Genomic DNA, 22,948 nt, shown 5'->3' on the forward strand with positions numbered 1-22,948 from the left:
ACGCGCCGCCGGGCCGGGCCGGATCATCCCTGCTTGCCGTCCGATCGCCGGTCCGCCGGTACGGCGTCCGGCGTGGCGGCCGCCGCCGGTTCGTTCGCCGCGTCCTTCTTCGGCTCGTCCTTCGGGTCGTCCTTCGGCACCACCACGCAGGGCAGCGTGAGCTGGAGCTCGTCGATGTCGGCGGCGGTGAGCAGGCTCAGGTCGCCGTCGATGAGGTCCTTCTCGGACTTCTCGCCGCCGTCGACGCAGGCCGTGTTTCGGGCCAGGCCGATGCAGGGCCCGAGGCGGAGCTGGCACTCCCGGCGGCCGTCGCGCCCGCCGCCGAACGGCCCGGCGCCGCGCCGGTTGCCGAAGGCCACCACCCGGTGCTGCGGCTCGCGGGTGACGCTCGAGTCGATGAGCCTGCGGCTCGTCTCCATGCTGCCGGTGAACGTCACCTCGTAGTGCAGCACCCGTTCGCCGGGGATGCCCGGCGTCTGGATCCTCCTGCTGCCGGGCGGCATCGACGGATCCCGGATCAGCTTGGTCCGGAACGGGATCGCCTCGGACTCCGAGACCCGCTGGACGTGCACCATCGGGCCCGCGGGCCCGGCCGGCCGGGCCGGCTTGCCCGCCGAGGCGGCGGACGGGTTCCGGCCGCTCGGTGCCGTCCGGCGCGGCGTCCGGGTGGCGGTCCGGTCCGCCTCAGCGGGCGTCGAGCGGCCGTCGTCCGCCGGCTCCGCCGCGCGGCCGGGGTCCGGCAGGCCCGCGCTCCGGTCACCGGTGCTCCGGGCCGCGTTCGCCCGGGCCACGGCGTCCTTGTCGGCGGCCTTGCGGCCGGCCGCCTTCTGCGCGCCGAGCTCCGAGTCGCCGGCCGGAGGCAGCTCGACGACGGACGAATCGCTGCCGACGGCGGTCACCACTCGCGTGTCCGAGCTCGTCACGGCGGCGATACCCGCCGCCGAGCCGGCCACGACGGCGAGCGCGCCGAACCCGGCGGTGGCCATCCGTACCCCGAACGGCAGCCGCGCCCACAATGACTTTCGCGGCGTTTCGAGTAGATGCTGCCAGGAATCACTAGATGTCTGGTTTAGCACCAAAGCATTGTGCTTCGGGCGGCTCCCGACACCAGCGTCAAAGCCGCGCCCGAAAGGATGACCGTCGGCCCAGCGACGGCTATCCGACACCGCGGCAAGCCGCACTCCCCGTCCCTGACCCGGGCCGCGCACAGCAGAGAATTCCCGCACACCCACGAAACCTGGAGGTACGGTGCGCAGAACGATCAGCATCCTCGCGGCGGCGACCATGGCGATCGCCGGCTCGCTCGCGATCGGCGCCCCGGCACCGGCGGCCACCCCGAGCCTGCGCTTCCACGGCGCGCAGTACGACTCGCCGGGCAAGGACACCCGCAGCAACGCGAGCCTCAACGCCGAGTGGATCTCGCTGGTCAACAGCGGCAGCAAGCCGGTCGACCTCAGCCGCTACACGATCCGCGACGCGTCGAACCACGTGTACACGTTCGGCAACGTGACGATCGCCGCCAAGGGCGGCCGCGTCTGGCTGCACACCGGCAAGGGCACGAACAGCGGCCGCGCCGTGCGCTGGGGCAGCGGGAACTACATCTGGAACAACACCGGCGACAAGGCGACGCTGCGCAACGCCGCAGGAAAGGACGTCGACACCTGCACGTGGGGCTCGAAGATGGACCGGGTCTGGGTCGCCTGCTGACACGTACGATCGATGCCGTGTCCGCCGTCCCACCCCCGGTGCCGCTCAGCGGCGAGGAGCAGGCGGTCATGCGCGCCTTCGGCCGGCTGATCCAGGTCCTGCCGCGCCTGCTCGACGCCGACCTCGAGCGGGACCAGCGCATGTCCCTCAGCGAATACACCGCCCTGCGGCACCTGTCGGAGGCCGAGCACCGGCTGATGCGGATGAGCGAGCTGGCCGCGGCCTGCGACATGTCGCTGAGCGGCATGACCCGGCTGGCGGCCAAGCTCGAGTCGCTGGGCTACCTGCGGCGGATCCGCTGCGAGCGGGACGCCCGCGGCTCCAACGCGGTGCTCACCGACGCCGGCCTCGCCCGGCTGCGGGAGGCCTGGCCGGACCACCTGGCCAGCGTGCGGCGGCACATCTTCGATCACCTGGAAGGCCTGGATCTGCGCCGGTTCGCCGCGGCCCTCGAGGCGATGACCGATTCGGCCGGGCCGGCGTGCAAGGCTGATCCACATGACCACTGACGACCTGCCCGCCGGCATCGGCGCGCCCGCCACCCGGGCCCTGCACCTCGCCGGATATCGCCGCCTGGCGGACCTCGACGGCGTCAGCCGGGCCTCGCTGGCGGCGCTGCACGGCGTCGGCCCCAAGGCGCTGCGCATCCTGGCCGAGGCCCTCGGCGCGCACGGCCTGTCGCTGGCCGAGTGACGTTCGCACCCGGGCAACCGGTCGTCCGGCGCTTCCTGCACACCGACCGCCGGATCGCCGCCGCGCAGGCCGCGCTGGTCGTCGCGGACGACACGGACGGGCTGCTGCTGTGGAGCGACATCGGCACCGAGACCATGCGGCGTACCGATTTGGCCGGCGCCCCGACCCGGCATCTGAGCGTCGCCGCCGAGATCGCAATGCCCACGATGCTGAGCCCGAGCCACCACCGAGGCTTCCGCTCACTGCTGCTCATCCCGCCCGGCGCCGCACACTCGGTCTCCTGGAACTGGCTCGCCGACGGCACGTTCGCCGGCTGGTACGTCAACCTGGAGACACCGGCCCGGCGCTGGCCCGGCGGGGTGGACACCCGCGACCAGTCGCTCGACGTGCTGGTCGGCGCCGACCGGGGCTGGCTGCTCAAGGACGAGGAGGACCTGGCGGCGCTGGACCCGGCGGAGGCGGCGGCGATCCGGGCCGAGGGCGGGCGGGTGACCGCGCTCGTCGACGCGGCGGCGTTCCCGTTCGACGGCAGCCGGCTGGACTTCCGGCCGCCCGCCGACTGGACCCCGGCGACGCTCCCGGCCTGGTGGGACGCCGTACCGGCTTGACGTATTCCGTTATGGGTATACGATCGACCCATGGCACGAGCGGCGACAACCACGGACGCGTTCAACGCGGTGGCCGAGCCCCGGCGGCGGCAGATCCTCGACCTCCTCGCCGCCGGCGAGCGGCCGGTCAACGACCTGGTCGAGCTGCTCGGGCTGGCCCAGCCGCAGGTCTCCAAGCACCTGCGCGTGCTGCGCGAGGTCGACCTGGTGCGCGTCCGCGACGAGGGCCGGCACCGGATGTACCGGCTCAACGCGGAACCGCTGCGGACCATCCACGACTGGCTCAGCGGCTACGAGCGGTCGTGGAACACCCGGTTCGACCTCATGGACGACGTTCTCGACGAGCTCAAGAAGGCGGAGGAAGCAGATGGCGACCACCAGTAAGGGCACGGCCAAGGTAACGCTGCCGGCCGACAACCAGATCCTGATCACCCGCGAGTTCGGCGCGCCGGCGCGCCTGGTCTGGAAGGCATACACCACGCCCGAGCTCATCAGGCGCTGGTGGAGCGGCGACCACGGCACCGTCACGATCGCCGAGGTCGACCTGCGGGTCGGCGGCGCCTGGCGCTACGTGATGGAGGCCGAGGGCGGCTTCGAGGTGGCCTTCCACGGCGTCTACCACGAGATCCAGGAGCCCGAGCGCCTGGTCAACACCGAGGCGTACGAGGGCATCCCCGACCCGGACGAGCACGCGGCCCTGGTCACCACGACCCTGACCGAGAAGGACGGCCGCACGTTCATGGAGATGCTGGTCGAGCACCGCGACCAGGCGGACCGGGACGCGCACGTCAACTCCGGCATGGAGTCCGGCATGCAGGTCTCGCTCGACCACCTCGAACTGGTCGCCGCCGCACTGACCTGACCGCCCTGCGATCATGGGGCGTGACCATCGCCGGGACCCCCGTCAGTGATCGCCTGGCCCGGATCACGTCCGAGGTGCTCGCGCCCGCCGTCCTGGTCGCGGGCCTGATGCTGGCGGTCGGCTGGCACGCCGGCGACGAGCCCGGCGTGTCGCGCTGGTGGGGACTGCCCGGCGCGCTGTTCGCCGCCGGCATCCCCCTGGCGTACGTCCTACGCGGCGTCCGGACCGGACGGCTGACCAGCCACCACATCCCGGAACGGGAACACCGCCGGGGCCCGCTGCTGTTCGGGATCGCGTCGCTGGCGGTCGGCCTGCCGGCGCTGGTGCTGCTCGGCGCCCCCGGCGACATACTCGCGCTGATGGCCGCGGGCGGCGCGGGCCTGCTGGTCTTCGCGGTGGTGACGCACTGGTGGAAGATGTCGATCCACGCGGGCGTCGCCGCGGGCACGGTCGCGACGCTGGTCGCCGTGTTCGGCCCGATCGCCCTTGCCGGCGTGCCGCTGGCACTGCTGGCCTGCTGGTCCCGGGTCCGCCTGTCGGCACACACGACACCCCAGGTCGTCGCCGGCGCGCTGGTAGGCGCACTGATCGCCGCGACGGTCTTCCCGGCGCTGCGCTGACTCAGACGGTCTTTATCCGCAGGCCGACCAGGATCGCCACCACCCCGAGCAGGCTGGTGAACGCGAACGCGCCACCGAACGCCAGGACCGAGAACAGCAGCCCGCCGACCGCCAGCGCCGCGCTGCCGCCCACCGCGTCCGTGATGCTCTTCGCCGCGGTGTTGAAGCCCTGCTCCCCCGGAGCCGACAGGGCGAGCACCAGGGTGCTGATCCGCGGATACAACGTGCCCATGCCCGCGCCCGCCGCGAACCAGCCGACCGTCGCCGCCGACGGCGGCAGGTGCAGCACCGCCGTCGCCCACTCGGTGATCGCCCCGCCGGCGAGCAGCACCGCGCCGGCGCGTACCGCCGTACCCGGATCAAGCCGATCACCCAGCCGGCTCTGCACCGCCGAGGCCAGCGCCCACCCGATCGCGCCCGCCGTCAACGTGACGCCGGAGAGCCAGGCCGGCAGGCCGTAGCGGTCGTGCAACAGCAGCGGCAGGAACGCCTCGGTGCCGAAGAACACCCCGCCGGCCACCGCGCAGAGAGCGACCGCCGCCGGCAGCCCCCGCCTGATCCGGTACGTGCCGGCCGGCACCAGATTACGCAGCGCGACCCCGATGACCAGCAGCAACACCGGCACGAGCAGCCAGGCCGTCACCGGCTCGAACTCCCCGAGCGAACTCAACACCACGACACTGACCGACACCACGGCCGCCTCGACCACCCGGCGCGCGTCGGCGGCCGACGGCGGCAGCCGATCCTCGCGGGCCCGATCGCGGCCACGCAGCGACGGCAGCACGAGGCCGGTAGCCACGGCGACCAGGACAAGCACCCCGAGAAACACCCAGTGCCAGCTCAGCGCGTCGGCGACGACCCCGGCCGCGAACGGCCCGACCAGCGACGGCAACACCCAGGCAGACGCGAACGCACCGAAAATCTTGATGTGCAGCCCCGCCGGGTAGACCGCCGCGACCAGCACATACAACGCGACGGTCTCCCCACCCGCGCCGAGCCCTTGCAGGAAGCGGCCGGCCACGAACACCGGCATCGCCGTCGCGGTGCCGGCCAGGGCGAGGCCGAGCGCGAAGATGCACACGGAGGCGAGCAGCGGCACGGCCGGACCGCGCCGGTCGGCCCAGGACCCGAACGCCACCATGCCGACGACCCCAGCGGCGAGCGTCGAGGAGAAGGCCAGGGCGTATAGCCCACGCCCATCCAGGTCAGCGGTCACGATCGGCATAATCGTCGTCACCGCGAGCGACTCGAACGCGGCCAGAAAGACCAGACTCCAGGTCCCGACCGTGGTCAACACATACGGCGCCTGCAGAATGCCGGCCGTCCGGGTCCCACTCTCCGCACTCACCGCACGAACCTAGGACCTCAACCCACCTTCAGGTCAACCGCCAGGAGCAGCGAGCGATGGCGCGCCATAGCAGGGATTCACACCGCCACAAGCCGGACCCGATCGCCGCAGAGCTTGACCATGTCGTCGATGTCGGAAGTCAACATGACCACGGGGCGACGCTGGCGCAGCGCAGCCTCGGCGACCGCCGCATCGATCGCGTACTTGTGCCCGTGCAAACCGGCATCCATCAGCAGCTTCGACGCCGCCCTCGCTTCGTCCTCGCCCACCGGGACCACGCGTAACCCGGAGAGCACCCAATTCAGGCGGGCCTGGTGCGTGCGGGCGTGCACGGCCTCGATAATCGTGAGTGCGCTGATCACGACCTCCATGCCACGCGAGCGCGCCTCGACAATCAGAGCCACCGTCGGCTCCTCGTCGGCGAGCAGGTTCGAGAGCCCCTCGCTGTCGAGGACCAGCGTCCCTTCGTGGATCAGCTTGCGGCGGGCCACTCACCCTCCTCGGCGAACACCTCGTCGAAGACCTGTCGCGCTCGCTGACGAGCCTGCTCGGAGACCGGCCCCTTGCGGCTCTCGTAATCCGCCAGGTACTCGTCAAGCACCTGCCCGCGCAACTCCCGCTCGACCGCCTCGGCGATGAACGCGGAGAACTCCCGCTTGCCCACCCGCGCCCGGATCGCCTCGGCGGTCCCCTCCGGCAGCGACAGACTTACCCGCGTCGCGGGCCCCTCCCCGATGCTGTACCCCGTTTCACCCATCACCCGATTGTGTCAAACGAGTAGGAAAAGTGCCATGCTCGAACCGGAATCAGACTGCTACGGTCGCGGCATGACTGCGGTGCCCGAGTGGATGCGGCCGCCCCGGCCCGAGGGCTGGTACGCCGAGGACCTCGATCATCTTCCCGAAGCGCCACGCCACACCGAACTCATCGATGCAACGCTCGTCTTCACGATGCTCCCCCAGCGTTCATGGCACGCTCGGCTCATCACCGCACTGGTGGTCGCACACTACTGGCGGGTCGAGGACGAGGACGGCTCACCGGTGGTCCACGCCTACGAACTCGACGAACCCACTCGGTCGTATGTGGCGACCGAAATTCATCGACGTGCGCTACGCACCACGACACCGTTCGCGATCAGCCTCGACCTGGACGGACTGGTGCCCGGTCAGAAGAGCTGAGCAGCGCCTGCTCCAGCAGGGAGCGATCAGCGATCGGCGGTATCTCGTCGGGCGGGTCGCAGGATCACCGCAACGACATCGCCTTCGCCGATGCCCTCGGCCCGCCTGACGGAATCTTTGAGCGGAACCAGGTAGCGGCCTTCCCGGGGGAAGAGTGCCGTTCGGAACTCCGTGCCGCCGATGACAGCATGCACCGGTACCTGACCCCAATAGATCAGCGACCGCGCCTGCTCCTTGAGATCGGCGCTGTCAGCCTCGGACATGGCCACGAAGAAGAACGGGGCCGGCCCCCGCCACTCGATGATCTCGCCGTCGAACGCCCACTCCACGATGGCCCATTGAACCATCCGGCCCGTCGGCCCGGAATCCAACGCACACGTGCGCTCCTAGACGTTGAAGCGGAACTCGACTACGTCGCCGTCCTTCATGATGTAGTCCTTGCCTTCCATGCGGACCTTGCCGGCGGCCTTGGCCGAGGACATCGAGCCCGCCGCCATCAGGTCGTCGTAGCTGACGATCTCGGCCTTGATGAAGCCGCGCTGGAAGTCGGAGTGGATCACGCCGGCCGCCTCGGGGGCGGTCGCGCCGACCGGGATCACCCAGGCGCGGGCCTCCTTCGGGCCCGCCGTCAGGTAGGTCTGCAGGCCGAGGGTGTTGAAGCCGACCCGGATGAGCTGGTTCAGGCCCGGCTCGGTCTGGCCGGTCGACTCCAGCAGCTCCAGCGCCTCGTCCTCCGGCAGGTCGATGAGCTCGGACTCGATCTTCGCGTCCATGAAGACCGCCTCCGCCGGTGCGACCAGCGCGCGCATCTCGTCCAGGAACGCCTCGTTGCCCAGTTCGTCCTCGTCGACGTTGAAGACGTACAGGAAGGGCTTGGTGGTCAGCAGGTGCAGCTCGGCCAGCAGGTCCAGGTCGATGCCGGCCGCCTTCGCGCCGACGTACAGGGTGGTGCCCTCGTCGAGCAGCTTGAACGCGGCCTCCGCGGCCGCGACCACCGGCAGGCGGTCCTTCTTCAGCTTGGCTTCCTTCTGCAGGCGCGGCAGCGCCTTCTCGACCGTCTGCAGGTCGGCGAGGATGAGCTCGGTGTTGATCGTCTCGATGTCGTCGGCGGGTGCGACCTTGCCGTCGACGTGCAGCACGTTCGGGTCGGAGAAGGCGCGTACCACCTGGCAGATCGCCGAGGCGTCGCGGATGTTCGCGAGGAAGGCGTTGCCGCGGCCCTGGCCCTTCGACGCGCCGCGGACCAGGCCGGCGATGTCGACGAACGAGACCGGCGCGGGCAGGATCTTCTCCGAGCTGAAGACCTCGGCCAGCTTCGTCAGCCGCTCGTCGGGCAGCCCGACCACGCCGACGTTGGGCTCGATCGTCGCGAACGGGTAGTTCGCGGCGAGCACGTCGTTCTTGGTCAGGGCGTTGAAGAGGGTGCTCTTGCCGACGTTGGGCAGGCCGACGATCCCGATGGTAAGGCTCACGAGGGGCCAGTCTACGTGGCGGGCAGGTGCACGTACGCCTTGAGCCCGAGGGCCGCGAACGCCGCGACCGGGTCCGCGTGCCGGGGCAGGCCGGCCTGGAAGCGTTTCCAGACATCGAGGTCCGTCTGCCAGGCCGTCAGGTACCTCACGCAGAACGCCGGATCGATGATCTGGCAGCGGCCGCGGGCGACCTTCAGCGCCTGAATCATCCGGGTACGCCGCTCGTCCGGGCGCCTGGTGTCGAGCCGGGCCAGAATCTCATCGATCATGGCGACCCGGTCGTCCAGGAACGCGCGCCAGAACCGCTCGTCCGCCGCCTGCATGGGGCGTTCGTGGTCGGACAGCGAGAAGAGGCCCTCGGCGAGGCAGTCGCCGAACTCCTCGGAGCGCGCCCGCTCCGGCGACAGGTACGGGTCGTAGCGCTCCTGCTTCACCCGCCCGTGCACGGCGACCTGCTCGACGTTGCGCCGGCCGACGAGGAAGAGCCAGTCCTCGTTGTAGATGGTGGGGAAGAACGGGGTACGCGCGTTGACGCGTACGGCCATGGCGCCGCCGCCGACGAAGACGTCCTGCGGAAGGCCGGCCTCCCGGCGGGCGTGGCAGACGACCGAGTTGTCGGGGAAGCCGACGTTGCGCAGCGCCGAGACGTTGTAGTCGGCGAGCAGGCCGCCGGCGTTGCGGATGGCCTCGGGCCGGAGCTGGGTGAGGTCGTCGTCGAGGAAGGCGATGCGCTGCCAGCGCAGCATGCGGGCCACGGACAGGCCGAGGTTGCGCTTGATGCTGACGTCGTTGGCCCGGTTCAGCTTCTTCTGCGCGGCGAGCAGGGCGTCGCAGCTGAAGTTCGGCAGTTTCGCCTGGTCCGTGACGTCCACGGCGACGACCGGCGCGTCGAGGACCTTCGCCTGTTTGCACACCACCTCGGCGGACGACCAGCGGCTGCACAGCGCGATCATCGGCCGGCCGAGTTCCCGGGCCAGCAGCATCGAGTCGCGCATGGTGGCCGGGTTGCGGATCGTCGGCACCACGATGGCGGGCACGTCGCCGGGCGTGACCTGGGTCGGGTGGGCGAGCAGGTGACCGTGTGAGTAGCGATGTCCAACGGTCATCCGGCGTTCGACCACTCGTGCAGGACCGTGCCGGGCAGGGTCCAGTCCGGGGTGATGACCTCACCGGCGACGATGCTGGCCCGGGCCAGGATGCTGTACGTGTCCTCGGGCCGGTACCGCTGCTCGATGTAGGCGCGGTTGCGGTCGCGGAACCGGGGGTCGGTGAGGGTGCGCACCGCGGCGTAGGTGCCCCGACCGTAGTTGCCGTTGCAGATGGTGACGGACCTCTTCCGGTTGAACGGGTTCGGCGCGCGGCAGAACTGCGCCACGTCCTCGATCAGCCGCTGACCCGGCGGGTCACCCTCGAGCCGCGACCGGAAGACCGTCGGGTTGCCGTCGTTGTCCAGTACCCGGAAGGAGCCGACGTCCGGCTCGCTCTCGCTCCCCTCGCGCCGGTCCTGCGCGACCGGGAGGTCCAACGACTGCATCACCCGGCGCGTCATGGGGTTCCAGTCCACGCCACCCAGAAGGACGAGGTGGTTGGTGACGTCCTCCTGGGTCAGCTCGTCGGCGAGCTTGCGGCGCACGGAGACGCCGGGGTTCGCGGCGTACACGTGGCCGTAGAGCTCTATCAGGGCGTCGAGGTCCGAGTAGCCGTACAGCTCGACGTAGTCCGGGCTCTCCGGCGAGGTGTAGGTGTCGCTGGCGCGCAGGTTGGCGGGCAGCCGGGCGCAGACGAGCGTGATGGACGACTGGTCCGGGAAGTGCCACATGCCTTCCCACGGCGACCGGGTGGTCAGCTCGTCGGCCATCGACCGGCTCGGCGGCTGGCCCGGCACAACGGTGCGCAGCTGGAGCAGCTCCCGGAACAGCTCCTCGAAGCGGTCCAGCTCGTCGTTGCGCAGGTCCTGCCGGTTGAGCAGCCGCGGGTGCCCGTCCGCGAGCGAGCGCGGGCTGGCGAAGAACCGGGCGTACGCGTTCAGCCATTCCTCGGAGGGCTGCGCCTTGCCCTTCTCCCAGGAGGAGACGAGCGGGACGCTGCGGCCCAGCGCGGTGGCGACCACTCCCTGGGTCACGGGCTGGTTGGCGAACCCGGTCTCCCGCAGCGCGCGCAGGCGCGCACCGAGCCGCTTGCCGTCGTCAGCCATCGGCAGTCCTTCAGTCGAAACTTCAGTCTTCTCTGAACGCAGATACTCGCACTCGTGAGTGTCTTGCTTCAGTTCAGACTGAAGTTTAGCTTGAAGACAGAAGTTATCCGAACGTTATTTCGGAAGGGGGCACACCGGCAGACGGCGGCGCAGACGACAACACCCCCGGTGGCCGCCGAGGGTGCAGTCAGTGCATTTCTCTTCAGTGGCAGCTCACATCCACTTGCCTGCAGAAAGAAGCCACCATGACCACATTAACCCTGGACTCCCTGCTGTCAAACTCCGCGGCGGACCAGGACGGCACGCTCAGCGCGCTGATCGTCCTGATGATCCTGGTGCTGGCGGTGCTCGTCCGCTTGTTCGGCGGGATGATCGCGCCGTTCAAGGAGGTCGTGAAGGCCGCGTTCGCCGCGCTCGGCGCCCTGCTGCTGACCGGCGCGCTCGTCGTCATGCTGGTCGCGGCGCTGGTGATGTCCGCGTAGTGGCCGGCCTCGCCGACGGGCGCCGGCCCTGGGGTGACGGCCGGCGCATCGACCGGCACGATTGTCCCGTGGGGGACCTACAGGGATTGCGCATCGCACCGCAGGTTCCCGGCGACATCGACCGGCTGGGCCGCACGTTCGGGCCGTCCGCCCGCGACTACTACCTCGAACGGTCCCGCCGGCAGGGCGTGCTGCTCGTCGCCCGGGTCGGCGAGCGGGCCGTCGGCGCGGCGTTCGTGTCGACGGAGCCGGCGGCGGAGTCCGCGATCATCCGCCACCTGGGCCGGGTGCCGATGCTGCACCGGCTCATGGTCGACGCGTCCCTGCGCCGCAAGGGCGTCGGCACGAAGCTCGTCGCCGCGGCCGAGGCCGAGCTACGCCGCCGGCGGCTGTGGCGGGTGGCCGTCGGCGTCGACGTCGACAACGCCAGCGCGGCCCGGCTGTACCGTCGGCTCGGCTACCGGGAGTGGGCGCACGGGCTGCTCGAGACGATCCGCGAGGACGTCAAGGACGGCAAGGTGATCGTCCTGCCGGACGTGTGCCACGTCTTCATCAAGTACCTCTAGCGGACCAGGACGCCCAGCGGGTTGTCGGCCATCGTGCGCAGCTGGGCGGCGAGATTGCGGGCGTCGCGGTCCGGGTTCGCAGCGATCGCGTCGGCCAGCGCCCGCAGCTCGGGCGGCGGCAGCTGCGCCATCCCGATGCCGTGCAGCGGGATGGTGACCGTCGGCCCGCCGGCCGGGTCGCGGGCGATCAGCGTCGGGATCCGTTCGATCGTCTCGCGGGTGGTCTCCCGATTGCGCCGGAACGCGAGCGCGCCGACCGTGATCGTTGCCGTCGCCAGGTCGACGGTGCGGGCCCGGAACGCGCGCCGCACCGTCGCCCGCGTGCCCTCGAGCCAGGCCGCCGTGCGCAGCGCGCTCAACGCCAGGTAGAGCCCGACGAGGACGAACGGAATGCCGAGCAGGCCGATCAGCCGCATCGCGCCGACGCCGTCGTCGAAGCCGGTGTCGAAGCCGGTGAACCAGCTGCCGTTCGACAGGCAGTCCCGGACCGACTCGGGCAGCAGCTCCTCCGGGATGCCGGCGAGCTCGTCCGCCGACGGGCAGGACTCGTCCGCGCTGATCGCGGTGCCCAGCCAGTTGTCCGCGAGGAGCGGCAGCGCCACGAACGCCGCGCCGCCGGCCGCGAACAGCAGGCCGAAGACCGCGCCGACGATCTTCTGCGCGGGCGGGGCGCCGATCGACAGGCGCAGCTTCTCGTTGATCACGCACAGAAGGATACGTCGCCACGGCAATGTCCGAATCCCGCCAGCAGTTGCCCGCTCCGTTGGCGCAGACTCGGTGCCATGGAGTTGGACTTCGAGCGTTGTTACCGGGCCGTGGACAGCCGCGACCAGCGCTTCGACGGCTGGTTCTACACCGCCGTCCGCACGACCGGCATCTACTGCCGCCCGTCGTGCCCCGCCGTGACCCCCCGGCGCGAGAACGTCTCGTTCTATCCCAGCGCCGCCGCCGCGCAGCGCGGCGGCTACCGGGCCTGCCGCCGCTGCCGTCCCGACGCCGCGCCCGGCTCACCCGAGTGGGACGTGCGGGCGGACACCGTCGGGCGCGCCATGCGGCTCATCGCGGACGGCGTCGTCGACCGCGAGGGCGTGCCGGGCCTGGCGAGCCGCCTCGGCTACACCGAGCGGCACCTCAACCGCATGCTCGGCGCCGAGCTGGGCGCCGGGCCGCTCGCGCTGGCCCGGGCGCAGCGCGCACAGACCGCGCGCGTGCTCATCGAGACCACCGACCTGGGCCTGGCCGAGATCGCGTTCGCCGCCGGCTTCGGCAGCGTGCGCCAGTTCAACGACACGATCCGCGCGGTGTACGCCCGGTCGCCGGGCGAGCTGCGGCAGCGCCGGACCGTCCGGCGGCCCGAGGCCGGCACCATCACGCTGCGGCTCGCGTACCGGGCGCCGCTGCACGCCGGCGCGTTGCTCGGGTTCCTGGCCGCCCGGGCGCTGCCCGGCATCGAGGACGCCGGCGTCACGACGTACCGGCGGGGATTGAATCTGCCGCACGGCGGCGGGACCGTCGCGCTGGAGCCCGGCGACCGGTGGGTCGCAGCGACGCTGCGGCTGACCGACGTCCGCGACCTCGCGCCGGCCGTCGCCCGCTGCCGCCGGCTCTTCGACCTCGACGCGGACCCGGTCGCCGTCGACGGCACGCTGGGCGCGGATCCCGCGCTCGCCGCGGCGGTGCGCTCGGAGCCGGGGGTACGGGTACCGCGCGCGGCCGACGGCTTCGAGCTCGCGGTACGGGCGATCGTCGGCCAGCAGGTCTCGGTCGCCGGTGCCCGCACCACGCTGGGCCGCCTGCTGGGTCCCGCCACGCCCGGCGAGCTGCGCGGCTTTCCCAGCGCCGAGACCGTCGCCGAGCTGCCCGACCAGGCGTTCCGGATGCCGGCGAGCCGGCGCGAGACCATCCGGGCGCTCGCCGGAGCCGTCGCCGACGGCAAGCTCGACCTGGAGCCCGGCGCCGACCGCGAGGAGTCCGTCGCCCGGCTGCTGGAGCTGCCCGGCGTCGGCGCCTGGACCGCCGGCTACGTGGCGATGCGCGCCATCGGCGACCCCGACGTCTTCCTGCACACCGACGTGGCGGTCCAGCGCGGCGCGAAGGCGCTGGGCCTGCCGCACTCCCCCCGCGCCCTGGCCGCGCACGCCGAGAGCTGGCGGCCCTGGCGCTCGTACGCACTGATGCGACTCTGGAGGTCAGCATGATGTGGCACACGACCATCGACACCCCGGCCGGACCGTTCACGTACCTGGTCAGCGACGCCGGCGCCGTGCGGGCCTCGGGCTTCACCGCCGAGATCGGCGAGCTGGTCCCGCTCGTACACGCCGGGCTGCGGGAGGAGACCCGGCCCGCGGCGTCCCCGGGGCCGGTGGGCGACGCGGTCCGCTCCTATCTCGACGGCGACCTCACCGCGATCGACGACGTGGTCGTCGAGCAGCGCACCGGCGGGCCGTTCCTGGGCCACGCCTGGCGGGTGATGCGCGACATCAAGGCGGGCGAGCCGGTGACCTACACCGCGTTCGCGGAGCTGGCCGGGCGGCCGGCGGCGGTACGCGCGGCGGCGACGGCCTGCGCGCGCAACGCGGCGGCGCTGTTCGTGCCCTGCCACCGGGTCCTCGGCACCGACGGCACGCTGCGCGGATATCGCTGGGGACTCGACGTCAAAACCTGGCTGCTGCGGCACGAGCAGGGCCGTAGCATCGCTGCATGACCGATACGGGCAGGACCGCGCGCGCCGGTCTCCCCGAGCGGCCGTCGCTGGACGGCCTCGAGGAGAAGTGGGCGAGCCGCTGGCAGGAGGAGGGTACGTACACGTTCGACCGCGACAAGGCGCGGCCGGACGTGTACGCGATCGACACGCCTCCGCCGACCGTATCGGGCGAGCTGCACATGGGGCACGTCTTCTCCTACACGCACACCGACACCGTCGCGCGGTTCCAGCGGATGCGCGGCAAGACCGTCTTCTACCCGATGGGCTGGGACGACAACGGGCTGCCCACCGAGCGGCGGGTGCAGAACGTCTACGGCGTCTACTGCGACCCGTCGCTGCCGTACGACCCGGCGTGGCGGCCGCCGACGACGCCGCCGAAGCCGGCCGTCGCGGTGTCCCGGCGCAACTTCGTCGAGCTGTGCGGCCGGCTCACCGTCGAGGACGAGAAGGCGTTCGAGGCGCTGTGGCGCCGGCTCGGGTTGTCGGTCGACTGGGCGCTGACCTACACGACCATCGGTGCCCGGTCGCAGGCCGTTTCGCAGCGCGCGTTCCTCAACAACCTCGAGCGCGGCGAGGCGTACACGGCAGAGGCGCCGACGCTCTGGGACGTCGGCTTCCGGACCGCGGTCGCGCAGGCCGAGGTCGAGGACCGGGAGCGGCCCGGCGCGTACCACCGGCTGCGCTTCCACGGCCCGGACGGGCCGGTCGAGGTCGACACGACACGGCCCGAGCTGCTGCCGGCCTGCGTCGCGCTGGTCACCCACCCGGATCATCCGCTGGTCGGCCGGAGCGTGCGCACGCCGCTCTTCGACGTCGAGGTCCCGGTGCACGCCCACCCGCTCGCCGAGGCCGGCAAGGGCACCGGCATCGCGATGGTCTGCACGTTCGGCGACCTGACCGACGTCATCTGGTGGCGCGACCTGCACCTGGAGACCCGGGTCGTGCTGGGCCGCGACGGCCGCCTGCTGCCGGACCGGCCGCCGGGCGTTCCGGACGCCGCGTACAAGCAGTTCGCCGGGCTGACCGTCAACGCCGCCCGGCGCGAGGTCGTGCGGCTGCTGGCCGAGACCGGCGACCTGATCGGTGACCCGCGGCCGGTCACGCACCCGGTCAAGTTCTACGAGCGGGGCGACTCGCCGCTGGAGATCGTCACCAGCCGGCAGTGGTTCATCCGCAACGGCGGCCGCGACGACGCGCTGCGCGACGCGCTGCTGGCCGACGGGCGGGCGCTGACCTGGGTCCCGGACCACATGCGACACCGCTACGACCACTGGGCCAACGGGCTGACCGGGGACTGGCTGATCAGCCGGCAGCGCTTCTTCGGCGTGCCGATCCCGGTCTGGTACCGGCTCGACAACGCTGGCGAGCCGGACTACGGCCAGCTTCTCATACCGGATGTTTCGGCGCTGCCGGTTGACCCATCCTCGGAGTGTCCGCCGGGCTTCCAGGAGTCCCAGCGCGACGCCCCGGGCGGCTTCACCGCCGACCCGGACGTCATGGACACCTGGGCGACGTCGTCGCTGACCCCGCAGATCGCGGGCGGCTGGGGCGACGACGACGATTTGTTCGGCCGGGTCTTCCCGATGGACCTGCGTCCCCAGGGCCAGGAGATCATCCGGACCTGGCTGTTCTACTCCGTGGTCCGCTCGCGCTTCGAGCACGGGACGCTGCCGTGGAAGACCGCGGTGCTCTCCGGCTGGATCCTCGACCCGGACCGCAAGAAGATGTCGAAGTCCAAGGGCAACGTCGTCACGCCGATGGACCTGCTCGTCGAGAACGGCTCGGACGCGGTGCGGTACTGGGCGGCCAACGGGCGGCCCGGCGCCGACCTGGCGTTCGACCCGGCCCAGATCAAGATCGGGCGGCGGCTCGCGACCAAGCTGCTCAACGCGTCGAGGTTCGCGCTCGGCCTGGGCGCCGCGGACGCGCTGCGGCAACCGGTCACGGCCGCGCTGGACCGGGCGGTGCTGGCCCGGCTCGCCGAGGTCGTCGACGCGGCGACGACGGCGTTCGACGCGTACGACCACACCGCCGCGCTACAGGCGAGCGAGGCGTTCTTCTGGACGTTCTGCGACGACTACATCGAGATGGTCAAGGACCGGGCGTACGCCGAGGGTCCGTGCGGCGACTCGGCCCGGGCGGCGCTCGCGGCCGGGCTGTCGGTGCTGCTGCGGTTGTTCGCGCCGTTCCTGCCGTACGCATGCGAGGAGATCTGGTCCTGGTGGCGCTACGGCTCGGTGCACCGCGCGACCTGGCCGACCAGGTACGAGCTGACCCGGGTCGCCCCCGACGGCGACGCGAGTCTGCTGGACCTGGCCGGGGACGCCCTGCGTCAGGTCCGCCGGGCCAAGTCGGACCGGAAGCTGTCGATGAAGGCCGACGTCCCGCTCGCGGAGGCGCTCGGCCCGGCCGCGATGCTGGAGCGGCTGGCGCTGGTCGAGGGCGACCTGAAGGCGGCGGGCCGGATCGGACAGCTCGACATGCTCCCGGACCGCACGACGGAACTCGTGATCGCCTGCGCGTTCTGAGCGGCCTTGGCAGCATGGGAGCCATGTCGATTCCGCCCGACGAGGTCACGGCCCCGGCCGACGACGCGGTCCTCTTCCGGTCCTCGCCGTGGCGGACGTTCGCGCTGATGTTCGCCGTCGTGCTGGTCGCCTACCTGTTGGTCACGCCGCTGGTCGAGCTGCTGCTGAACGTGCCGGGCGACCCGTGGTGGTCCACCGTCGCGCAGGGCGCGGTCATCGGGGCCGTGCTGGCCGGCGGCTACGCGCTGTGCGCCCGCTCGGCGCTGCCGACCTGGGTCCGGGCCTCGTCGGGCGGCCTCGAGCTGGCCGCGCAGGGCAGCGACCCGGTGCTGCTGGCCTGGCCGGACATCGACCACGTGGTGGTGCGCCGGGACGGCCTGCGCACGGTCCTCGACGTGACCCCGGTCGACCTGGACCGGGTCCATCCGGTCTCGGAGGAGGACGAGGGCTGGCCGGCGATCCGCGACGACGACGCCGACCCCGAGGGCCGGCCGGCCTTCACCGCCGACCTGACCGAGGTGTGGCCGGGCCCGCGGGCGCTGCGCCGCGAGCTCGCCCGCAGGATGCACTAAGCGCCGAACCGGTCGCAGGCTCTGGCAAGCTCCGAGAGTGACTTTCTCGACTCTCGCCGTGGTGATCATCTGCCTGGGCGTCGGCGGCGCGCTCGGCTGGCTGGCCGGGCGCCTGCGCGCCGCAACCGACATCGCACGGCTGGAGGCGACCCTGGCGGCCGGCCGCGACGGCGAGGCCCGGCTGGAGCAGTCGCTGCGCGCGCTGTCCTATGAGGCGACCGCGCAGTCACAGGAGGCCGTGGCCCGCGCGGTCGCCCCGCTGCACGAGACCCTGCAGCGGTACGAGCTGCGGGTGGCCGAGCTCGAGCGCGACCGGGTCGATGCCTACGCCGAACTGCGCGAACAGGTCCGGGCCATGGGCGCGGTGTCGGGCGAGCTGCGGGTCGAGACGAAACAGCTGGTCGCGGCGCTTCGCGCGCCGCAGGTGCGCGGCCGCTGGGGCGAGCTGCAGCTGCGGCGCATCGTCGAGGCGGCCGGCCTGCTCGAGCACTGCGACTTCGCCGAGCAGGTCACCGGCTCGACCGACCACCAGGGCGTTCGGCCGGACATGCTGGTGCGGCTGCACGGCGGCCGCTGCGTGGTGGTGGACGCCAAGGCGCCGTTCGACTCCTACCTCTCGGCGATGGAGGCCCGCGACGAGCGCACCCGCGACGCACACCTGGACCAGCACGCCCGGGTGCTGCGCGGGCACGTGGACGCGCTGTCGGCCAAGGCCTACTGGACCGCGTTCGACCAGGCGCCGGACTTCGTGGTGCTGTTCGTTCCGGCCGACCCGTTCCTGGACGCGGCCCTGCAGCGCGACGCGTCGCTGATGGAGCACGCGTTCGCGCGCAACGTGGTGCTGGCGACCCCGGCGACGCTGGTCGCCCTGCTGCGCACGGTGGCCTACTCCTGGCGGCAGGAGGCGCTGGCCCGCAACGCGCTGGCGGTGCACAGCCTGGCCCGCGAGCTGTACGGCCGGCTGGCCACCCTCGGCGACCACGTCGGCAAGCTGGGCAGCTCGCTGAGCGGGGCGGTGACGGCGTACAACCGCGCCGTCGGCTCGCTGGAGTCGCGGGTGCTGGTCAGCGCCCGCAAGCTCGCGGAGATGGGTGTCTCGGACGACGAACTGATGGTGCCGGCCCAGGTGGAGCTGACCCCGCGCCAGCCGCAGGCGCCGGAGCTGCTCGACGAGCGTTAGCCCCGAGCGGCGGCCGCGGCGGCGGCCTTCATGTCGCGGCGCAGCTCCTGCGGCAGCGAGAAGGTCAGCCGCTCCTCGGCGGTGGTGAACTCGGTGACCTCGCCGAAGCCCCGCTCCGCGAGGTGGGCGAGCACCTCCATGACCAGGTCGTCGGGGACGCTGGCGCCGGAGCTGACGCCGACGGTCGCCGCGCCCTCCAGCCACTCGTCCTGGATCTCGGAGGCGTAGTCGACCAGGTGCCCGGCCCGCGCGCCCGCGCCGAGCGCCACCTCGACCAGGCGCACCGAGTTGGACGAGTTGGTGGAGCCCACGACGATCACCACGTCGCACTCCGGGGCGATCTCCTTGATCACGTGCTGGCGGTTCGACGTGGCGTAGCAGATGTCGTCGCTGGGCGGCGACTGCAGCAGCGGCAGCCGCGTCTTGAGCCGGGCGACGGTCTCCATCGTCTCGTCGACCGAGAGCGTGGTCTGCGAGAGCCAGACGACCTTGGCCGGGTCGCGGACGACGACGTTCTCCACGTCCTCGGGCCCGTCGACCAGCTGGATGTGCGCCGGCGCCTCGCCCGCCGTTCCGATGACCTCCTCGTGGCCCTCGTGGCCGATGAGCAGGATGTCGTAGTCCTCGGCGGCGAACCGCTTCGCCTCGTGGTGCACCTTGGTGACCAGGGGGCAGGTCGCGTCGATCGCCTTCAGATTGCGCTCGCGGGCCTGCTCGTGCACCTCCGGCGCGACGCCGTGCGCCGAGAAGACGACGGTCGAGCCCTCCGGGACCTCCTCGTTCTCCTCCACGAAGATCGCGCCGCGGGCCTCGAGCGTGGTGACCACGTGCTTGTTGTGCACGATCTGCTTGCGCACGTAGACCGGGGCGCCGTAGAGCTTGAGCGCCTCCTCGACGGTCTGCACGGCGCGGTCGACGCCGGCGCAGTAGCCCCGCGGCTTGGCGAGGAGCACACGCTTGCGAACTGGGCTGGTCGAGTCGGCGGTCACCCGGCCATGGTACGTGCCTCGCGCGGCAACATCTCGGCGTGCGACCGGCGCCACAGTCACGGCACGGCATACTCGTCCGGTGGATGAGACGAACATGACTGCCCGGCAGCGGGTCGGCGGCGCCGCGCGGGGCTCGCTCGGCGCGGTGAGCCTGGTCGGCGGCCTGACCTGGATCCTGCTCAACCTGGGCGCGCCACGGCCGGTGCAGGAGATGATCGTCGGCCTGGTCCTGGCCACCGGTGGGCTGGTGCTGCTCATGCCGCACCGGGTCGCGCTGCCGGGCCGGGCCACCGCGGCGGCGACGGCCGGTGCCGCGGTCGGCGGCACGCTGGCCGGCTGCCTGGTGACCGGCGTCAGCGTCGGCGGCGCGTACGCGTACCTGATCAGCCGCGGCTGGCCGTTCGCCTGGCTGTCCCGGGGCGGCGTCGGCGCCGACCCGGCCGCGGCCCAGGCGGCCGCGGACCGGACCAACTGGCGCATCGACGCCGTGAACCTCGTCGCGGACCTCTACTTCTGGGCGTTCGTCGGCCTGCTGGCCGTGGCGACCTCCGTGGTGATCCGCCGCGCCGGAGCGCGCCGCGAGGCCGCCACCCAGTCTTGATCAACAGAGCGCGTTTTCGCACCTGACGGCGGTGGCGGGCGCGATACTCAGGCGATGAGCGCCGTAGGTGACGCGGGGTACCCGGCCGGGCACGCGGCGGGCGGCCTGCTGGGCACGTTCGGCTCGGCGCTGCGGCTGTTCGTCGGCTGGTTCAGCATCGCCATCGGCATCCTCAACCTGCTCGTCGAGCTGGACCGCGGCGGCGCGAGCGACGGCGCCTACCTGGCGTTCCACATCATGCTGGTGATCGGCGGCGGGCTGCTCGTCACGTTCAGCACCGTCGGCGCCGGCGCGGGCGTCGCCGGCTACTGCGCCGGCGGCGCGGTCACGGCCGGCGGCATGATCCTCAGCGGCGTGCGGGCGTTCGACGCGGCGTGCTGCATGACCGCGTACGCGGTCCAGCACGGCTACCCGTTCACCTTCGCGGCCCGCGACGCCGGACGCTGGCACCTCGACGGGCCGCACCTGCTCGCCGACCTGCTCTTCTGGGCGTACGCGGGGCTGATCGTGCTGGTCGCGGTGGCATGCGTGCGGCGGGCCGCGCGGCGCACCGCGCCGCGGGATGACGGGACCGGCGAAACCAGGGCCTAGGCTGGCCGGGTGACCCAGCCCGAGACGCCGCCTGCGAAGTCGAGCGCCGACGAGCCGTGGCCCGTGCGGGTCGTGAGCCAGAAGGTCAGCGCGTGGATCGGCAAGCTCGGCTGGGTCTGGGTCGACGGCCAGGTCGCGCAGATCAGCCGTCGCCCCGGCGCCAGCGTGGTCTTCCTGACGCTGCGCGACCCGGCCGCCGACCTCAGCCTCACCGTGACCGCACACCGCGACGTGCTCGACGCCGGCGCGCCCGGGCTGGCCGAGGGCGCCCGGGTCACGCTGCACGCCAAGCCCGAGTTCTATCCGGCGCGCGGCTCGCTGAGCCTGCGTGCCGACGAGATCCGCCAGGTCGGCCTCGGCGAGTTGCTGGCCCGCCTCGAGCGGCTGAAGAAGCTGCTCGGCGCCGAGGGGCTCTTCGCCCGCGAGCGCAAGCGGCGGCTGCCGTTCCTGCCGGGGCGGGTCGGGCTGATCACCGGGCGGGCGTCCGCGGCCGAGCGGGACGTGCTGATGAACACCCGGCGCCGCTGGCCGTCCGTGGACTTCCGGGTGATCAACGTGCCCGTGCAGGGCCCGACCGCGGTGCCACAGATCATCGACGCGCTGAAGGTGCTCGACAACGACGACACCATCGACGTGATCGTGCTCGCCCGCGGCGGCGGCAGCGTCGAGGACCTGCTGCCGTTCTCCGACGAGGCGCTGTGCCGGGCGGTGTTCGGCTGCCGTACGCCGGTGGTCAGCGCGATCGGGCACGAGACGGACGCGCCGCTGATCGACTACGTGGCCGACGTGCGCGCGTCGACGCCGACCGACGCGGCCAAGCGGATCGTGCCGGACCTGGCCGAGGAGACGAACCTGATCCAGCAGGCCCGGCGGCGGCTGGACCGCGCGGTGATCACCCTGGTCGACCGAGAGTCGCACCGCCTGGAGTCCTGGCGGTCGCGCCCGGTGCTGGCCCGGCCGGAGGCGCTCGTCGAGCAGCGGGCGGCCGAGGTCGGCGCCCTGCGCGACCGGGGCGTCCGCAGCCTGGAGCAGCGGCTGCGCCGCGCCGACGACGACCTGCGGCACACCCTCGCCCGGCTGCGGGGGCTGTCGCCGATGGCGACCCTGCAGCGCGGGTACGCGATCGTGCAGCGCGCGGACGGCCACGTGGTCCGCGCGGCAGGCGAGGTGGAGACCGGCGACGTTCTCCGGGTACGGCTGGCCGACGGTGAGCTTCGAGCGGGAGTGCGGGAATGACGGACGAGGAACTCAGTTACGAGCAGGCCCGCACCGAGCTGGCCACGGTGGTGGAACGCCTCGAGCAGGGCGGCAGCTCGCTGGAGGAGTCGCTGGCCCTGTGGGAGCGCGGCGAGAAGCTGGCGGACGTCTGCCAGCGCCGGCTGGACGGCGCCCGCGAGCGCATCGAGGCGGCCCGCGCCGCCCGGGACGACGGTTAGCCGTCCAGGGACGCGGCGAAGCGCTCCAGGGTCTCGGTCTCGGTGGTGCCCACCACGATGACGGTGCGGCCCTTCTCCAGCAGCAGCAGCGCGGTCTCGCCCGGCCGGGCGTCGTAGCGCTGCCAGGTGCGAGCGCCGTCGCGGAAGGTGCCGACCGCCTCGGGGTCGCGGCCCAGCTCGGCCGGGATCAGCTCCTCCGTCGGGCCGCTGCTCTCGATCAGCTGGATGGGGTCGGAGTCCGGATCGACGTAGCCGATCCGCAGCGTCGCGCCGTCCTTGCCGCGAGCGAACGTCGCGCTCACCGTGTGCCAGTCGTCACCGAGCCCCTGCGGCACGACGACCTCGAAGGCCGCCGCGGCGCGGGCCTGCCGGACGGCCGGCTCGGCGTCGACGCTCACCGGCCGGTCGCCGTCGAGGACGAGCCGGTAGAAGAGCAGCAGCAGCGCGATCGGCACCAGCAGGATGCCGAGCGACATCGCCATGTCCCGCGGTGAGCGGCCGCCGCGCTTTCCGACGGTGATGGGCTCCGCGGCGGCGTCAGGGGTAGTCACCTCCCCATTGTTAACCATGTCGCGGTCGCGGGACTTCGCGCGGCTCCACGTGTGAGGATCGGGGCA

At 72.2% G+C, this 22,948-nt stretch carries 30 protein-coding genes; 19 read left to right on the plus strand and 11 right to left on the minus strand.

What is annotated here, in order from left to right:
- Positions 1–23: 23 nt before the first annotated feature.
- Entirely contained in the window at positions 24–986 is a 963-nt protein-coding gene (locus ACIBSW_RS03805; protein ID WP_354717320.1) for a G5 domain-containing protein, read from the minus strand.
- A gap of 262 nt (positions 987–1,248) precedes the next feature.
- Here ACIBSW_RS03805 and ACIBSW_RS03810 point away from each other — a divergent pair, with 262 nt between their 5' ends.
- Genes ACIBSW_RS03810 through ACIBSW_RS03840 form a run of 7 tightly spaced genes read left to right on the plus strand, consistent with a single transcriptional unit; the run spans position 1,249 to position 4,490 of the window.
- Positions 1,249–1,707 carry a lamin tail domain-containing protein gene (locus ACIBSW_RS03810; protein WP_354717322.1) on the plus strand — a complete coding sequence of 153 codons (459 nt, stop codon included), beginning with the start codon at positions 1,249–1,251 and terminating at the stop codon, positions 1,705–1,707.
- Positions 1,708–1,724: 17 nt separating this feature from the next.
- Positions 1,725–2,216 carry a MarR family winged helix-turn-helix transcriptional regulator gene (locus ACIBSW_RS03815; protein WP_354717324.1) on the plus strand — a complete coding sequence of 164 codons (492 nt, stop codon included), beginning with the start codon at positions 1,725–1,727 and terminating at the stop codon, positions 2,214–2,216.
- The gene (locus tag ACIBSW_RS03820; protein ID WP_354717326.1) at positions 2,206–2,400 is read left to right on the plus strand and encodes a DNA-binding protein; all 195 of its coding nucleotides are present in this window, start codon (positions 2,206–2,208) and stop codon (positions 2,398–2,400) included. Before ACIBSW_RS03815 ends, ACIBSW_RS03820 begins: the two co-directional genes overlap by 11 nt.
- Positions 2,397–3,008 carry a DUF402 domain-containing protein gene (locus ACIBSW_RS03825; protein WP_354717328.1) on the plus strand — a complete coding sequence of 204 codons (612 nt, stop codon included), beginning with the start codon at positions 2,397–2,399 and terminating at the stop codon, positions 3,006–3,008. Before ACIBSW_RS03820 ends, ACIBSW_RS03825 begins: the two co-directional genes overlap by 4 nt.
- 30 nt (positions 3,009–3,038) lie before the next feature.
- Positions 3,039–3,392, plus strand: a complete 354-nt coding sequence (locus ACIBSW_RS03830; protein ID WP_354717329.1) for a metalloregulator ArsR/SmtB family transcription factor — start codon at positions 3,039–3,041, stop codon at positions 3,390–3,392.
- On the plus strand, positions 3,376–3,870 hold the full coding sequence (locus ACIBSW_RS03835; protein WP_354717331.1) for an SRPBCC family protein: 495 nt from the start codon (positions 3,376–3,378) through the stop codon (positions 3,868–3,870). Before ACIBSW_RS03830 ends, ACIBSW_RS03835 begins: the two co-directional genes overlap by 17 nt.
- Positions 3,871–3,890: 20 nt before the next feature.
- The gene (locus ACIBSW_RS03840; RefSeq protein ID WP_354717333.1) at positions 3,891–4,490 is read left to right on the plus strand and encodes a phosphoesterase PA-phosphatase; all 600 of its coding nucleotides are present in this window, start codon (positions 3,891–3,893) and stop codon (positions 4,488–4,490) included.
- Between the two features lies 1 nt (position 4,491).
- Here ACIBSW_RS03840 and ACIBSW_RS03845 read toward each other — a convergent pair whose 3' ends face one another.
- From ACIBSW_RS03845 to ACIBSW_RS03855, 3 genes are all read right to left on the minus strand, one after another.
- Positions 4,492–5,838: an MFS transporter gene (locus ACIBSW_RS03845; RefSeq protein WP_354717335.1), complete on the minus strand. Its 1,347-nt coding sequence runs from the start codon at positions 5,836–5,838 to the stop codon at positions 4,492–4,494.
- Between the two features lie 77 nt (positions 5,839–5,915).
- The gene (locus ACIBSW_RS03850; RefSeq protein WP_354717336.1) at positions 5,916–6,329 is read right to left on the minus strand and encodes a PIN domain-containing protein; all 414 of its coding nucleotides are present in this window, start codon (positions 6,327–6,329) and stop codon (positions 5,916–5,918) included.
- Positions 6,311–6,595, minus strand: coding sequence for a hypothetical protein (locus tag ACIBSW_RS03855; RefSeq protein ID WP_354717338.1), 285 nt, complete (start codon positions 6,593–6,595; stop codon positions 6,311–6,313). The genes ACIBSW_RS03850 and ACIBSW_RS03855 overlap by 19 nt, the downstream gene beginning before the upstream one ends.
- A gap of 70 nt (positions 6,596–6,665) precedes the next feature.
- On the opposite strand from ACIBSW_RS03855, the gene ACIBSW_RS03860 reads away from it, so the two are divergent.
- Positions 6,666–7,016, plus strand: coding sequence for a hypothetical protein (locus tag ACIBSW_RS03860; RefSeq protein ID WP_354717340.1), 351 nt, complete (start codon positions 6,666–6,668; stop codon positions 7,014–7,016).
- A 26-nt stretch (positions 7,017–7,042) separates the two neighbouring features.
- Here the strand turns inward: ACIBSW_RS03860 and ACIBSW_RS03865 are convergent, their stop codons facing one another.
- From ACIBSW_RS03865 to ACIBSW_RS03880, 4 genes are read right to left on the minus strand one after another with little or no spacing between them, the layout of a single operon-like run.
- Complete coding sequence (locus tag ACIBSW_RS03865; protein ID WP_354717342.1) at positions 7,043–7,345, minus strand: DUF1905 domain-containing protein; 303 nt, start codon at positions 7,343–7,345, stop codon at positions 7,043–7,045.
- A gap of 57 nt (positions 7,346–7,402) precedes the next feature.
- Positions 7,403–8,488: a redox-regulated ATPase YchF gene (gene ychF / locus ACIBSW_RS03870; protein ID WP_354717344.1), complete on the minus strand. Its 1,086-nt coding sequence runs from the start codon at positions 8,486–8,488 to the stop codon at positions 7,403–7,405.
- Between the two features lie 11 nt (positions 8,489–8,499).
- Positions 8,500–9,594: a hypothetical protein gene (locus ACIBSW_RS03875; RefSeq protein WP_354717346.1), complete on the minus strand. Its 1,095-nt coding sequence runs from the start codon at positions 9,592–9,594 to the stop codon at positions 8,500–8,502.
- Positions 9,591–10,682, minus strand: coding sequence for a helix-turn-helix transcriptional regulator (locus ACIBSW_RS03880; protein WP_354717348.1), 1,092 nt, complete (start codon positions 10,680–10,682; stop codon positions 9,591–9,593). The genes ACIBSW_RS03875 and ACIBSW_RS03880 overlap by 4 nt, the downstream gene beginning before the upstream one ends.
- 245 nt (positions 10,683–10,927) lie before the next feature.
- On the opposite strand from ACIBSW_RS03880, the gene ACIBSW_RS03885 reads away from it, so the two are divergent.
- Positions 10,928–11,164 carry a hypothetical protein gene (locus ACIBSW_RS03885; protein WP_354717349.1) on the plus strand — a complete coding sequence of 79 codons (237 nt, stop codon included), beginning with the start codon at positions 10,928–10,930 and terminating at the stop codon, positions 11,162–11,164.
- 68 nt (positions 11,165–11,232) lie between these two features.
- Positions 11,233–11,730 (plus strand): GNAT family N-acetyltransferase, encoded by a 498-nt coding sequence (locus ACIBSW_RS03890; protein ID WP_354717351.1) that lies wholly within the window; start codon positions 11,233–11,235, stop codon positions 11,728–11,730.
- On the opposite strand, the gene ACIBSW_RS03895 is transcribed toward ACIBSW_RS03890, so the two are convergent.
- On the minus strand, positions 11,727–12,434 hold the full coding sequence (locus ACIBSW_RS03895) for a hypothetical protein (RefSeq protein WP_354717353.1): 708 nt from the start codon (positions 12,432–12,434) through the stop codon (positions 11,727–11,729). The genes ACIBSW_RS03890 and ACIBSW_RS03895 overlap by 4 nt on opposite strands.
- A gap of 78 nt (positions 12,435–12,512) precedes the next feature.
- On the opposite strand from ACIBSW_RS03895, the gene ACIBSW_RS03900 reads away from it, so the two are divergent.
- The 5 genes from ACIBSW_RS03900 to ACIBSW_RS03920 are packed head-to-tail and all read left to right on the plus strand — an operon-like array spanning position 12,513 to position 18,714.
- The gene (locus ACIBSW_RS03900) at positions 12,513–13,928 is read left to right on the plus strand and encodes an AlkA N-terminal domain-containing protein (RefSeq protein ID WP_354717355.1); all 1,416 of its coding nucleotides are present in this window, start codon (positions 12,513–12,515) and stop codon (positions 13,926–13,928) included.
- Positions 13,925–14,434: a methylated-DNA--[protein]-cysteine S-methyltransferase gene (locus ACIBSW_RS03905; protein ID WP_354717357.1), complete on the plus strand. Its 510-nt coding sequence runs from the start codon at positions 13,925–13,927 to the stop codon at positions 14,432–14,434. Before ACIBSW_RS03900 ends, ACIBSW_RS03905 begins: the two co-directional genes overlap by 4 nt.
- Positions 14,431–16,962 (plus strand): valine--tRNA ligase, encoded by a 2,532-nt coding sequence (gene valS, locus ACIBSW_RS03910; RefSeq protein ID WP_354717359.1) that lies wholly within the window; start codon positions 14,431–14,433, stop codon positions 16,960–16,962. Before ACIBSW_RS03905 ends, valS begins: the two co-directional genes overlap by 4 nt.
- A gap of 23 nt (positions 16,963–16,985) precedes the next feature.
- On the plus strand, positions 16,986–17,534 hold the full coding sequence (locus ACIBSW_RS03915; protein WP_354717361.1) for a hypothetical protein: 549 nt from the start codon (positions 16,986–16,988) through the stop codon (positions 17,532–17,534).
- A 37-nt stretch (positions 17,535–17,571) separates the two neighbouring features.
- Complete coding sequence (locus tag ACIBSW_RS03920) at positions 17,572–18,714, plus strand: DNA recombination protein RmuC (RefSeq protein ID WP_354717363.1); 1,143 nt, start codon at positions 17,572–17,574, stop codon at positions 18,712–18,714.
- Here ACIBSW_RS03920 and ACIBSW_RS03925 read toward each other — a convergent pair.
- Positions 18,711–19,703, minus strand: a complete 993-nt coding sequence (locus ACIBSW_RS03925) for a 4-hydroxy-3-methylbut-2-enyl diphosphate reductase (protein ID WP_354717365.1) — start codon at positions 19,701–19,703, stop codon at positions 18,711–18,713. The two genes, ACIBSW_RS03920 and ACIBSW_RS03925, sit on opposite strands and share 4 nt — an antisense overlap.
- A gap of 79 nt (positions 19,704–19,782) precedes the next feature.
- On the opposite strand from ACIBSW_RS03925, the gene ACIBSW_RS03930 reads away from it, so the two are divergent.
- The 4 genes from ACIBSW_RS03930 to ACIBSW_RS03945 are packed head-to-tail and all read left to right on the plus strand — an operon-like array spanning position 19,783 to position 22,331.
- Complete coding sequence (locus tag ACIBSW_RS03930; protein ID WP_354717367.1) at positions 19,783–20,304, plus strand: hypothetical protein; 522 nt, start codon at positions 19,783–19,785, stop codon at positions 20,302–20,304.
- A 54-nt stretch (positions 20,305–20,358) separates the two neighbouring features.
- Positions 20,359–20,895, plus strand: a complete 537-nt coding sequence (locus ACIBSW_RS03935) for a hypothetical protein (protein ID WP_354717369.1) — start codon at positions 20,359–20,361, stop codon at positions 20,893–20,895.
- Positions 20,896–20,904: 9 nt separating this feature from the next.
- Positions 20,905–22,131, plus strand: a complete 1,227-nt coding sequence (xseA, locus tag ACIBSW_RS03940) for an exodeoxyribonuclease VII large subunit (protein ID WP_354717371.1) — start codon at positions 20,905–20,907, stop codon at positions 22,129–22,131.
- Entirely contained in the window at positions 22,128–22,331 is a 204-nt protein-coding gene (locus ACIBSW_RS03945; protein ID WP_354717373.1) for an exodeoxyribonuclease VII small subunit, read from the plus strand. The genes xseA and ACIBSW_RS03945 overlap by 4 nt, the downstream gene beginning before the upstream one ends.
- Here the strand turns inward: ACIBSW_RS03945 and ACIBSW_RS03950 are convergent.
- Positions 22,328–22,882, minus strand: coding sequence for a DUF4245 domain-containing protein (locus ACIBSW_RS03950; RefSeq protein ID WP_354717375.1), 555 nt, complete (start codon positions 22,880–22,882; stop codon positions 22,328–22,330). The genes ACIBSW_RS03945 and ACIBSW_RS03950 overlap by 4 nt on opposite strands.
- Positions 22,883–22,948: the final 66 nt, after the last annotated feature.

It is taken from the genome of Actinoplanes sp. NPDC049668 (assembly GCF_044465445.1).
Lineage (GTDB): Bacteria > Actinomycetota > Actinomycetes > Mycobacteriales > Micromonosporaceae > Actinoplanes.